The 14563-nt window shown below is 37.3% G+C and carries 5 protein-coding genes; 4 read left to right on the plus strand and 1 reads right to left on the minus strand.

The genetic code is table 11. The features are described 5' to 3' along the window. Positions 1-106: 106 nt before the first annotated feature. The gene (locus W7W_RS0106400; RefSeq protein ID WP_010662986.1) at positions 107-2059 is read right to left on the minus strand and encodes a glycoside hydrolase family 97 protein; all 1953 of its coding nucleotides are present in this window, start codon (positions 2057-2059) and stop codon (positions 107-109) included. 540 nt (positions 2060-2599) lie between these two features. Here W7W_RS0106400 and W7W_RS0106405 point away from each other — a divergent pair. From W7W_RS0106405 to W7W_RS0106420, 4 genes are all read left to right on the plus strand, one after another. Next, positions 2600-6667, plus strand: a complete 4068-nt coding sequence (locus W7W_RS0106405) for a hybrid sensor histidine kinase/response regulator transcription factor (RefSeq protein ID WP_029510415.1) — start codon at positions 2600-2602, stop codon at positions 6665-6667. A 79-nt stretch (positions 6668-6746) separates the two neighbouring features. After that, positions 6747-10778: a hybrid sensor histidine kinase/response regulator transcription factor gene (locus W7W_RS0106410; protein ID WP_044084550.1), complete on the plus strand. Its 4032-nt coding sequence runs from the start codon at positions 6747-6749 to the stop codon at positions 10776-10778. A gap of 315 nt (positions 10779-11093) precedes the next feature. Next, positions 11094-12227, plus strand: coding sequence for a basic secretory protein-like protein (locus W7W_RS0106415; protein ID WP_010662989.1), 1134 nt, complete (start codon positions 11094-11096; stop codon positions 12225-12227). Next, positions 12224-14557 carry a GH92 family glycosyl hydrolase gene (locus tag W7W_RS0106420; RefSeq protein WP_010662990.1) on the plus strand — a complete coding sequence of 778 codons (2334 nt, stop codon included), beginning with the start codon at positions 12224-12226 and terminating at the stop codon, positions 14555-14557. Before W7W_RS0106415 ends, W7W_RS0106420 begins: the two co-directional genes overlap by 4 nt. Positions 14558-14563 lie beyond the last annotated feature (6 nt).

Below are 14563 nucleotides of genomic sequence, written 5' to 3' on the forward strand. Positions count from 1 at the left end.
TTTTTTATTACCATTTATCTATAACTTTCATCCGTATAAAATTTATCTAAGTTATTGGTCGGATGGAACTCGTCCCGACTAATTGGGACTCGTTTCAAGTGTCACTTTATTCTATTACGGCAGTCCATCCTCCATTTCGCACCATCGTAAAGGAGACAACATCTCCGGAACGAACTTCTTTCTTTATTTTCCGATAATCCATTGCCTGCTGTTTGGCATTCGGACCATCCCCAAAGGCGGTCATCACATAATTCTTATCCCCTTCCAGAAAATCAAGAGCTATTTCAAACCTTCGCTCATCCTCTCCACCATTTGTAATCCCACCAATAAACCATTGCTTTCCCTTTCTTTTGGCAACAACAGCATACTCACCCAATTTGGCTTCCAGGGCAATGGTTTCATCCCAGGTAACGGGTACCTGAGTAATAAAATCTGTACATTCTTTGTTTTTATAATAAAGCGTAGGATTATCGGCCAACATCTGAAGCCCGCTCTCAAAAATCACAAAAAGTGCCATTTGATAGGCCCGGGTTCCAATGCTGGCAGAATTTGGTCGCCTTGAACAATAAACTTCAGGCTGCATACTAATCATAGCTCCCGGTGTGTAGTCCATGGCTCCCACAGCATTGCGCATAAACGGAAAAAACAAGCTGTTGTCAGGTGTTGCTCCTCTCATTTGTTCCATTCCCCTTACCCCTTCATAACTCAGCACATTGGGATATAAGTATTCTAACCCTGCAGGTTTAAAAGATCCATGAAAATCAACAAACAATTCATTTTTGGCAGCCTCTCTTGCCACCCTTTCATAAAAATTCACCATCCATTGATCGCTTCGATCCATGAAATCGATCTTAACACCCGCAATTCCCCACTCATGAAAAGTCCTGAACAGATCAAAGTTATTCTCCACCGTCAGCCATGTCAACCATAAAATAATATCCACCCCTTTATCTTTCCCATAACGAATCAATTCGTGAAGATCAATTTCCGGGTTGGGGACAAAAGGATTGCGTGTATCTTTGGCCCACCCCTCATCCATAATGATATAAGGGATCCCAAATTGCGCAGCAAAATCAATGAAATATTTGTAGGTTTCGATATTATAGCCGGACACAAAATCCACATCAGGCCCGTAAGGAGAAGCTCCATTCCACCACTCCCAGCTAACCTGACCGGGAGCAATCCACAAAGGATCTTTAATCACAGACGATTGGGCCAACCTAAGAGACATTGTATTTTCAATGAGCGCCCCGTCTCTTTCTGATATAACAAAATAACGCCAGGGAAAAGATCTTTTCCCATTGGTCCTGGCAATATAATCGGCTTCTTTTTGAATTTTCACACTCCTGTCTCCTTCAGCTTCAAATTCCAGTGGACACTTGGGGAACTCTGCATTTATTCTGTCCCCATTTCCCTTAAGGAACATACATGGATAGTCCAACAGATCAGTTTCAGATATCAGAATCTTATATCCTTTGTGCGTATCAAGAAGAACAGGCAAAGTTGATCTTTCATCATTACTATTCCAGCTTCCTGACTTCAATGATGAATATGGCTCCTCATAAGCCGTCTTAAAACTCTCGGTTTGCTGAATATGCGCCGTATATTCATGCGGTAATCCCATTACAACCTCTTCATTGAGAATTTCTATCCGTCCCCGGATATTGGTAACGAAACGATAAGCTACCCCATCATCAAAAATCCTGAATTCTACAGAGTAATTATCTTCAAACTTTAAAATCAATCCATTATACTTATTCTCAACTTCTTTAAATTTGAGAGCAACCACAGGGGTTATTATATCACTTACAGAAGATTCCCTAGACCGAAGTAATGTTGGATGATCTCCCAGGGTATTATCCCTCGTTTGAATACTCACAAAATTATCAACCAGTAAAACATCATCCCCGGAGCTAACTGAAAAATAAATCTTGTCAGAAATCCGAACACTCACACTGATTTTACCTCCAGGAGAATTAACTTCAAATGACTTTGCCTGTAATCCTTCTGAAAAGATCAGATACATTACCAAAAAAACAATCCGTTTAAAACAGTTCATCAGCTTCGAAATAGATTAATAGTTTTACCTTACCCTTTAACCAAACACTCTTTAAATATTAAAATGCAGACTTGTTATCCTAACTAAATACTTCAATCTTTCCACAACCTTATCAGCAAATTAATTTGTAAACCATCCCTTCAAATCAAAACACTTTTTAATATAACAACTGTGAATTTTGGTAATTCAAATTTACGCCCGGACAACACAAAATACAGTACGCTTTCGCGACCAAAGAGTACTTAATGAGACCGATGTCACAAAAACATACAACTTTGTCCCGATACCATACACCTAGCAGCAAAATTCCAGGCAGCCTTAAAAGACAAGAATTTCGCAGCCCCAGAGGAAGAAAAAACAAAGCGTCTAAAGAATAAAGACAAACAGGGAAAGTACGGAAATCAACAAAATAAAGGAGAAGCAATAATGGTAGAACCTTTTAAGCGAAGTTAAAAAGAGTTAACCGGCAAGGCCAAGATTCTCTCTGATCAGTTATAAAAAAAATACATATTTTTGCAGACACAAAAAAATGCCTCTGCCATGAAAAAAAATATCAATAAAAACCTACTCCCTCTATTATTCTTAGTATCTCTCTTTGCTGGTACAGAAACAGAGGCAGCCTCATACAATTTTAAAATTCTTACCAATAAATCAGGTTTATCCAACAGTGCCATCCTTTCCATGCACCAGGACCACAATGGCTACATGTGGCTAGGAACTTGCGACGGACTTAATGTATATGACGGACAAAGCATTGAAATATTAAAACCCTCCGACAAAACCAACAGCCTTTCGGGAAATCTAATAGAAGATGTCATTGAAACTCACGATAATATATTTTGGGTACACACCAATTATGGCTTAAACAGGTTTGACAGGACAACCGGCGAAATCAGGCGGTACAATGGTTTTAAAGAAAAAAACTACCTGCTTAAAACCACAGACAATGATTTATATATCTTTTTCAAAAATAAAATTTACTATTATTTACCATCTCAAAAAAATTTCAAAAAAGAAATTCTAAAAACCAATCAAGGGGAAGACATACTGGATGTCACTATTGACTCAAAGAATCATTTGTGGGTATTTCGCACAAATGGGGTGGATACTTATAAAATTACCAGGCCAAATAAAACAACAGCAGAATTTCAACCCACAAAGATCTTTTCTCATGAAAAAAATTTATTGTATAGCAGTAGCGAAAAAGATGTCGCCTATTTTGTTGACAAAAACTATGATTTTTTTGAATACAGCCTGTTAGATAAAACCACCAGGTTCATAACAAATCTGGAAAATACAATTTCACAAAAAGGGAGCATTTCTTCTATTATAAAACATAACAAAGACTACTTAATAGGTTTCCAAACCAATGGACTTCTACAATTGCAACCTTCTCGAAATCGATTTGGGAAATATGAACAGCACGAACTAAACATAACCTCAGGAGTATTTTGCCTTCTTAAGGACAAATATCAGGACATTATCTGGGTAGGCACCGACGGACAAGGCGTTTACATCTGCTCCTCAGACCCATATACAGCCCAGTCTATAACGTTTGCAAGCTTTTACAATCAAATCTCAAAACCCATTCGATCCATATTCCTTGATGAATACAAAAATTTGTGGTTGGGCACAAAGGGGGATGGAATTCTAAAAATTGCAAATTTTTCAGAGAACGCAAATTTTTCCAACAAACAGTTGCAGCTTTTTTCAGTTTCAAACAGCCATCTGAAAAATAATTCTGTTTACGCTTTTGAAAAAAGCAAAAAAGACCTCCTATGGATCGGTCATGATGATGGTTTAAACTTTTACTCTTACAAAGAACAAAAAATAAAACCAGTAAACACCACTGCCGACAAAAGCCCAATGAAATATGTTCATTCAATCCGAGAGACGAATGATACCACACTGTGGATTGCATCGGTAGGAAACGGTATCTACAGAGCTACCATAAAAGGGAGCAATGATAATCCACAAATAACCAACATCAAACAAATAACCATCGAAGAGGGAGAATTTTCTGCCAATTACTTTTTTACATTATATCAGGAAAATGATTCTGTTCTGTGGTTTGGAAACAGAGGAAATGGAGCTTACCACATAAATACCAATACAATGGAGATAAAAGCCATGACATTTGGCGATAGCGACAACAACAGACCCCTCAATGATGTGTTTTCCATTACATCGGACAAACAGGATAATTATTGGTTCGGAACCAGCTTTGGACTAATAAAGAAATACAAAGGCAAAACACAAACATTTAACGAAACCACGGGATTCCCTAACAACACCATTCACGGATTACTCAAAGGATCTGAAAACAATCTTTGGTTAAGTACAAACAACGGAATAATAAGATTTAACAGAAAACTTGAAACTTATCAAATTTACAACCAAAACAACGGATTGGAAATAATTGAATTCAGTGACGGTGCCTATTTTAAGGACCACAAAACGGGAGACATGTATTTTGGGGGAATAAACGGATTGGTAAGAATATCAGAAAATGCAAATATTCGACATGAAGAATATATCCCTGAAATCATGTTTAGCGACCTCAATATTTTTGGGAAAAGAGTTAATATAAATGATTTTACAAATGACCAAAAACGAAAATTAAAATTAGATTACGACCAAAACTTTTTCTCTCTGAAACTCACAGTTATTGATTTTCTCAACAGCAATAATTACGTTTATTCATACAAGCTGGAAGGCCTTAATGACAAATGGATTGAAAACGAGAAATCCAACATTATTTCATTCACCAATATTCCTCCAGGGAATTACACATTGCATACCAGATTCAAAAACCCAGTCACAAACATAACTAGCAAACCATCAACTCTACAAATAAAGATAGTACCTCCATGGTACCGCTCCACACAGGCCATTGTCCTATACTTCGTATTTTATGCACTTTTGGTATTTGCTATTTTCAGGTTAATAAAAAGATGGTACAGCCTGAAAAACCTGGCCGTTGAGGCACAAATAAACAAAAACAAACAACAGGAGCTATACGAATCAAAACTTCAGTTTTTCACAAACATCACTCATGAACTGTGCACTCCACTAACATTGATTCAGGGACCTTGTGAAAAAATAATTTCGCATACGGCGGTGGAACCTGACATTCTTAAATACGCATCACTGATTAAAAATAACTCTGAAAAACTAAACACACTGATTCAGGAATTGATAGAATTCAGACGAATAGATACTGACAACAAAAGAATAACACCGGTTTTACTCCAGGTTTCGGAGTTGACTGATGAAATTGCCTCTTCCTTTACAGAAATGGCAGAATCAAAAAACATAACCTATATCAAAAGTATCAAAAACAACATAACTTGGATTTCGGACAAAAGTTCCTACACCAAAATCCTGACAAATCTCCTAACAAACGCCTTTAAATACACAAATCCGGGAGGAACCATTGAAGTTGTATTGGATACTGAAAACGAAAATCTGAATATTACCATCTTAAACACAGGTAAAGGAATCCCAGAAGATAAAATAGACCAGATATTTGACAGATACAGAATTTTGGATGATTTTGAAGGAAATGCCGGTGAAGGCTTTCCTGCACGGAATGGTCTTGGCCTGGCCATTTGCCACAAAATGACCCAGCTATTAAAAGGCAACATAACGGTAACCAGCATTCCGGAAAAACAAACCCAGTTTAAGGTAACCCTTCCCAATCTTCCGGAAGATGAACAAATTTCATCATCTTCTGCGACAGATGGTCTAACCCAATTGACTCACCAATTTTCGGAAAATAACTTGGAAAAAATTCCCCAATTAACTCCCCAAAAACCCGGATCCACCATTTTAATCGTAGATGACGATGAAGAAATGTTATGGTTTTTATCTGATTTATTTGAGAATAATTACCGTGTTGAGAAAAAATCATCGGCAAAAGATGCTCTTCAATTTCTCGAAACAAAACAGGTGGACTTAATTATATCAGATATTATAATGGGTGAAATGGATGGCATTGCATTGACAAGAAACATAAAACAGAATAAATTTTTTACCCACATACCAATCATTCTACTGTCTGCCATCAACTCTCCTGAATACAAGATAAAAGGGATAGAAGCCGGAGCAGACATTTACCTGTCAAAACCATTCAATACAAACTATTTGATAGAAATCGTTAACCGATTTCTGATCAGGGAAAAAAACCTAAAGGACTACTACAACTCCATATTCAGTGCCATCGAGATTGAGGAGGGAACCTTTATCCAAAGGGAAGACAAAGAGTTCTATATCGAGGTACTATCCATTATAGAAAATAACCTCTCAAATTCAGATCTTTCCGCAGACATGGTCAGCAATGCTTTGGGGTACAGCAAAAGAAACCTATACAGACGACTAAAACAAATTACCGAAAAATCAATAACTGAACTAATAAAGGAGTATAGATTCAAAAAAGTACAGAAATACCTTATCTCTACAAAAATGTCAACAGATGAAATAATGTACAAAACCGGGTTTCATAACCGGGGCCATTTTTATAAAATTTTTAAAGACAGGTATTCATGCACTCCTAAAGAGTATAGAAATAGGCACAAAGAAGCTTTTGCGAAGGATATGTCACAATAAACTAAACATTGCAGTAAAATACCTTTTGAAACCAAACCAACTGATACCTTAGAGGCGGCCTCACCTAAATCTTATTACAATGAGAATATTCGAGCTAACACCAATTAGGAAAAAACAATTTACAATTATTTGCTTATTGTTTATATCGAATTTCCTAAGCAGCTCAAACCTTACCTTAAGTAAAGCCAAAAATATTGATCTTTCCAACAAAGCTGTTTTATGCATGCATCAGGATGACAACGGTTATCTGTGGTTTGGAACTTATGACGGGCTCAATTTATACAACAGCAAGAACATTCTCGTATATCGGTTTGATTTACAAATAGAGGAATCCCTATGCAGTAATATAATCCACAAAATTACCCCAGCTGGTAACAATGAACTCTGGATTTCAACCTTTTTGGGACTCAATAAATTTTCACTTACCGACAGAAAAGTTACCGAATCATATCCCGAATGCCCTGAAGCAAAACTTCTGGGATGTGATAAACAGGGTAACACATGTTTAATTTTAAAAGACAACTACATTCAATATTACAGATCAGAATCAAAAAAATTTCACAAAATTCCGCTCAATGGGTTGAAAAAAAGTGATGTAAAAGCACTGTATGCAATAAATAAAAACACTTTTAATCTTCTGACAAAGGATGGACGGTTAATGCGCCTTACTTTTTCACCAAAAAACGGAAAAACTGACCTTCAAAAAGAAACTGATTTTAAGCACAAATATGAAGTAACCTTTGCCAGTTACGATTATCAATTTCTTTATTGGATAGATGAAAATGGATGGTTATTCATGAAAAATTTATCATCCGAACAAACCATATTCATAAAGGATATGAAAGAAATAATTAGCCGTTATGGCATTGTCTCTGAAATAACCACATTTAAAAACGATATATACCTGGCTTTCAAGAGCAATGGTGTATTAAAGTTGGTAAGAAACAAAGGCTACCGCGCCGAAGAGGTAAATATGAAAATTGGAATTTTTTCATTACTCAAAGACCGATACCAAGATATTTTATGGATTGGAACGGACGGTCAAGGGGTGGAGATGTATTACAATAAACCCGACCAATTTCAATCTCTAACACTGGATCAATTGCCATTTAACCTCCAAAAACCTGTAAGAGCTATATATACAGAGAAAGACCAACTCTGGATTGGTACCAAAGGTGGAGGGATTGTGTGTATTGAGAATTACGACCAAATATCATCAGAAAATGTTGCCCCCACCAAAGCAAAATCCTTCACAAGCAAGGATGGTCTCCCGAATAATCAGGTCTTCGCTATTCAAAAAAGCCATTACAGCGATATTTTATGGATTGGTACTGAAGGTCCTGGTATATCTTATTATTCATTTACCAACAACAAAATAAAAACGCCGAATGGATCAAATAGTAACGAAATAGAAAAAGTCCATTCCATCTGTGAAACGAACGATAGCACCTTATGGCTGGCAACAGCAGGTGCAGGGATTCAAAAAGTGATATTCCAATCGACAAATGGGGTAATTCGTATTAAGTCGGTCGAAAAATTCACTTTTGAGAATAACGGGCGCATCTGCAATGAATTCCACTCCCTTACAAATATCAAAAAATCAACACTTCTGATTGGGAGCAGGGGCGGTTATGGCCTGATCAAATTTAATACTGAATCTTATGAATACAGTTTTATCCCAATGAACAGTAAGGAGTATTCTGCCATTGGAGATGTTCTTTCAGTACATCAAAGCAAGGATTCTATATTCTACATTGGAGCAAGTTCAGGTTTAACAAAATTGCAGTTTTTGCCCCACAATAAAACCAAATTCATACAACAGTTTGATCGACGAGACGGACTGGCCAATGACATGATTCACGGAATATTGGAAGACAAAGACAATTGTATCTGGTTAAGCACGAATAAAGGGCTTGCGAAGTACAATCCTCAAAATAATTATTTTCATACTTACACTCAGGGGATAGAGGTTACAGAATTCTCGGACGACGCTTTTTGGCAGGAACCCGGCTCAAACAGACTGTTTTTTGGTGGAACTAACGGGTTGGTTTGGTTTGAACCCGGTGCAGACAAAAAGCCTGTTTTTCAAACAAACTTTTCATTTTTTGATCTGAAATTCTCTGGCAAAAGCGTTCCATGGTCAGATTATTTTAACAGTCAACCACAACAAATAGAAATTCCTCCCAAGGTTCGATCATTTACAATTTCTTTTGTAGCAGCGGACAACTTTCATTCAAACAATTATGAATACTCTTATCAATTAAAAGGATATAGTTCTTCATGGGTAAAGCTGCAAAAGAACAACGCGGCAACATTCAGCAATTTACCAGCCGGAGACTATATTTTGAATATCAAGTTTAATAATGACGTATTCAATGCAGAGGAAAATGTTCACAGTATTAAAATTAGAGTTCTGCCTTCCTGGTACTTTACCTCAACAATGATCTTTATATATATGATTTTGGGCCTTCTTATTATGTTATTTATTATATGGAAAGTTCGAATGAAAATAAAGAAAAAGCAGAAGGCATTCGCCCGAAAAATGGAAGAAGAACAAAGAGAAAAACTACTGGAAACCAAGCTCAATTTCTTCACCAACATTACCCATGAATTATGTACTCCACTTACTTTGATAAATGGAGTTTCGGGGCAAATCACGGCAGAAATTGAAGAAAATCCAACTTTAAAAAAGTACACAAATGTACTCAACAATAATGTTGCCAGCTTAAATCAATTAATACAAGAAGTTTTAGACTTTAGGAAAATAGAAGACTCTGAGTTTGCTCTGTGCACAACAGAGAAGGTTTCTATCTCCAAACTTGCTATGGAGTTAAAAGAATCATTCAGGTCCCTTTCAACCCAGAACAATGTTAAATTCGATATTCAGGTTGCTCCTGAATTAAACTGGAACACTGATTCAGCTTACCTGAAAAAAATTCTTACTAACCTAACTTCCAATGCTTTTAAGTATTGTAAAAAAGAAGGATGGATTGAAATCAAAATACGCATTGAAAATAACCATCTTAAACTTTCAGTATTTAACACAGGCCCGGGAATTGCTCCTGATGAAATCCCCCATATTTTTAATCGGTTCAGAATATCTAATGATCTAAGTCAGAAAACAAACATCCAAAATGCAGCAAGAAACGGACTTGGACTTTCCATTTGCCGGAGCCTTGTAAATATTCTTCGCGGAACCATCGAAGTAAAAAGTGAATATGGAGAAAATGCTGAGTTTATTGTAACCTTGCCCGAGGCAAACTGCCACGAAAAAAAACCTGCCACCAATAATACAAAGCGGTCTGATCAAAGCTCTGCCAGCTCATCTGAAATAAAAAGCTCAAAACCAGGAATATTGGTAGTGGATGACAATCAGGATATCACCTGGCTCATTAATCAGACATTGTCATCTCAATATCATATTCAAGAGGCTTCAAATGGTTTAGAAGCTTTAAAACTCATCGACACTGAAACCCCTGAATTAATTATTACAGACATCATTATGCCTGGAATGACAGGTCTGGAGTTAACCAAACAAATAAAAGCTGGTAAATACACCAAGAACATTCCTATTATAATTATTTCTGCTAAGATTACCAATACAGAACAAGCTGAAGGCTATGAAACCGGAGCCGATGCCTATCTTACCAAACCATTTTCTTCTGAATTACTGACTTCTGTCGCAAACCGACTTATACAAAATAAGCATGGTTTAAAAAATTACTATAAGTCCTCCGAAAGTGTTTATGAATTTTCTGAAGGAAAGCTGGTTCACTCCGAAGACAAGGAGCTATTGAAAAACGTAATCGATATTATCAAAGACAATATTGAAAATGAAGAATTGAGACCAGGATTCATAGCAGACGAATTGGGGATGAATGTAAGAAGCTTCTACAGACAATTCAAAAATATGTCTTCTTTATCTCCCAGCGAATTTATCAAAGACTATCGACTCAATTATGCTGTCCAGATGCTTTTGATCACCAAACTGACGGTTCAGGAAATTATTTATAAAACCGGCATAACAAACAAATCTTATTTTTATCGTGAATTTGCAAAAAAGTTTAACATGACCCCAAAGGAGTACCGAAATCAAGAACAAAATAACTGATTTTTTATCTCTCCTCTTATTCGAAAATTGCCAGGTAATGGATTTTTCTTCTTCTGTGGGGTGAAAATGGAGACAACATATTAGCCAAAATTAGTAACAAAATACCCTGACTGTATTTAATGACACTCTTTTGGCATTGTCAGCAAAGTAAAAAAAGAATTCCCTCCTTATTATTGCACCCAACAGGACAGCTCTTGGTTTCCACAAAAAGTTGGGATAATGACAGTTTTTTTACGGACATATTCATATTGCAACTCGCATAAAAAAACCACCGGCTTCTCCTCATTTTTCAAATTATGTTTTTAATCAAGAATCATGAATAGATTTTGCTATACCATTTATTTCGGGATTTTGCCATTCCTTTTTTCCTGCGCATCAGAACCGGTAAACAAAGTTGCTACCCTGAAGAAACACAACTTAGAAGAAACAATTTATGGAGAACCAGGCGTTAACCAAATTTCACTCTCTCTCCAGGAGAACTCTCCTGCTTTTAGCTACAGTATCTATTCCTCGGATGAATCTTCTGAATACGACCCATATAGATGGATGCTTAAAGGCAGCAGTAACAAAAAAAACTGGACAGTAATTGACGAAAGAGAGAATCAGCAATTCTGTTCCCGTTTCCAGGAAAAAACCTACACGATTCAAAAACCAGGGGATTTCGAATACTACAGAATAGAAATATCGGCTAAAAATGACTCCCTACGGTTTGCTGACATCCGGCTTCATAGCAAAGATTTAAATAAAAACTGGAAAGCGTTTGATTATCCTGAGGTCGAATTTAACAATGAGGCTCCATTGACAAAGGGAAGTGAATTTTACAATTCTCTGGTACAATACCCAGGTACCTTCATCCGATATCATGCACGAAAAGTTGCCGAAATATTGTTTTATACCGATAAAGATTCAATGAACAATGTTCAAAAGATTCAATATACCCTTAAAGACTACAAAGGGATTTCGGCAAAAAGCGGTCACCCTCCGGTCATTTCAATTGTATATAGTACTCAACATGTAGAGCAATCAGCAAAAGAATCAATGTATAAACTTGATTATGAAACCAGAGGGGTTCTTTTCCACGAAATCACCCACGCATACCAGTTTGAACCACGTGGTATTGGCACATACTCAACAAACAAAGAGTTTTGGGCCTGCATTGAAGGACTTGCCGATGCAGTTCGTACCCAAGCCGGTTTTTTCGACATTGATGCATTACGAAAACCAGGAGGTCACTGGCTCGACGGATATAAAACTACTGGATTCTTTTTGCATTGGCTCACAACAAAAGATTCAAATGCTATAAGAAAATTTCATTTAACGGTAAGAGATCTTCCTCAATGGAGCTTCGATAAAGCCATGAAGCAGATTTTTGGGCCGGATTCGGGAATTGAGATTTTATGGGAAGAATATCAGGATTTTCTAAACAATCAAAGCAATCAAGGATTATGAAATCACCAAACATCATTTTTTTAATAGTTTCCGGTATTATTTCCTGTGGAAATTTATTAGGACAGGAGCTTATCTCGAATGTTAATCCTTTAATCGGCACACATAAGATGGGACACACATTCCCAGGAGCCTGCGCCCCATTCGGAATTGTTCAGTTAAGTCCGGATACAGACACCATCCCACACAACATAAATGGGAAATACAAAAAAGAGGTTTATAAATATTGTTCTGGTTACCAATACAGTGACAACACCATTGTAGGTTTTAGTCATACCCATTTTAGCGGCACAGGTCATTCCGACCTTGGAGATATTTTGGTAATGCCAACCAGCGGCCCTTTAAAACTAAACCCCGGAACTTCAGATAACCCGGCGAGCGGATATCGGTCTCCTTTCTCACACAACAATGAAATTTCGCAACCGGGTTATTATGAAGTTCTTTTGGATGAACATCAGATAAAGGCACAGTTAACTGCCACTGAACGAACCGGAATACACAAATACACTTTCCCCGAAGAGAAAAAGCAGAGAATCATACTGGACCTCTCTCACGGTATTTACAACTATCGCGAGAAAGTCCTTTGGGCCAATCTAAGAGTCGAAAATGATACGCTTTTAACAGGTTACCGAATTACCAACGGATGGGCACGCGTTAACTACACCTACTTTGCAGCCACATTTTCAAAACCCATAAAAAACTTCGGATTCACTGATCACCGAAAACCCAATTATACAGGATTTTGGAGAAAGTTTAATATGGGAAGAAATTTCCCTGAAATGGGGGGAAAACAGGTTGTTTCATTTTTCGAATTTGAGGATGATTCTCAGGAAATAGAGGTACGAGTGGCTCTTTCGGCAGTAAGCACACAAGGAGCCATCAAAAACCTGAAAGCCGAGACCAATGGAAAATCATTCGATCAAATAGTCTCTGAAACTCAGCAAAAATGGGAAAAGGAACTAAGTGTCATTAAAATCGAAGGGGAAAAAGACCAGAAAGAAATGTTTTACACCTCCCTTTATCATACCATGATTAATCCATCGGTGTATATGGATGTTGATGGAAAGTACAGAGGTATCGACCACCAAGTTCATGAAGCCAAAGACTTCACTAATTATACTGTTTTTTCAGTTTGGGATACTTACCGGGCTCTCCACCCTCTGCTTAACCTCATCCAGCGTAAAAGAAGTTCGGATATCATAAATTCCATGCTGGCTCATTACAGGCAGAGTGTTCATGATGCACTTCCTGTATGGTCACACATGGGAAATGAGAACTGGTGTATGATTGGTTACCACTCGGTATCTGTGCTTGCTGATGCCATCAATAAAGGCATTGCTATTAATAAAGAAGAGGCGCTTGAAGCTATGTACAAAAGTTCTAATGTCCCTTATTACGATGGAACATCTTACTATAAGGAGTTAGGATATGTTCCTGTTGACAAAAACGGAAGCGGAAATTCAATCACTCTGGAATATGCATATGACGACTGGACCATTTATCAAACCGCGAAAAACCTGGGCAATAAAGAGCTGGCTGAAAATTATCGAAAAAGAGCCGGCTACTACCACAATGTTTTCAACCCGGAGGTAAAATTTGTTACAGGAAGAAAGAGCAACGGAAAATGGGTAAAGGATTTTAATTTACTCCACACCCACGGCGAAGGATTCATTGAAGGTAATTCATGGAATTACTCTTTTTATGTTCCTCATGATGTAGATGGATTAATAAAAACCATGGGAGGGGAAAAACAGTTTACCCAAAGACTCGATTCACTTTTCACTAAGGATCTGCCTGAAGAATTCTTTGAAGCAACTGAAGATGTTACCAAAGAAGGCATCATGGGAAACTATGTTCATGGAAATGAACCCAGTCACCACATTCCTTATTTGTTTGCATGGACTTCCAAACCCTGGAAAAGCCAATATTGGATTCGGGAGATAATGAATCGAATGTATAAAAATGATATTGATGGACTCTGTGGAAACGATGATTGTGGCCAAATGTCAGCCTGGTACATATTTTCTGCCATGGGGTTCTACCCGGTTTGTCCCGGGTCTTCTGAGTATATTATAGGAGCTCCTTACCTGCCCTATATGAAAATCGATATGGGAGATGGCAAACATCTAACAATTAAGGCTCCAAAAGTAAGTGACAAGAATCGCTATATTGAAAAGATAAAACTCAACGGGAAAGAATATAACCGGGCTTATATATCCTTTGAGGATATTAAAGATGGTGCCGAGTTGGAATTCTTCATGACATCCAAACCTAATAATAAAAGGGTGTTCAAGGCAGAAAATAAGCCCTATTCCCTATCTAATCTCAATTAACCATAA

This window comes from Marinilabilia salmonicolor JCM 21150 (assembly GCF_000259075.1).
Classification (GTDB): domain Bacteria; phylum Bacteroidota; class Bacteroidia; order Bacteroidales; family Marinilabiliaceae; genus Marinilabilia; species Marinilabilia salmonicolor.

Coding starts and splice junctions, on each gene's coding strand:
- W7W_RS0106415 (WP_010662989.1), top strand. CDS start 11,094: ATGAATAGATTTTGCTATACCATTTATTTCGGGATTTTGCCATTCCTT.
- W7W_RS0106420 (WP_010662990.1), top strand. CDS start 12,224: ATGAAATCACCAAACATCATTTTTTTAATAGTTTCCGGTATTATTTCC.
- W7W_RS0106410 (WP_044084550.1), top strand. CDS start 6,747: ATGAGAATATTCGAGCTAACACCAATTAGGAAAAAACAATTTACAATT.
- W7W_RS0106400 (WP_010662986.1), bottom strand. CDS start 2,059: ATGAACTGTTTTAAACGGATTGTTTTTTTGGTAATGTATCTGATCTTT.
- W7W_RS0106405 (WP_029510415.1), top strand. CDS start 2,600: ATGAAAAAAAATATCAATAAAAACCTACTCCCTCTATTATTCTTAGTA.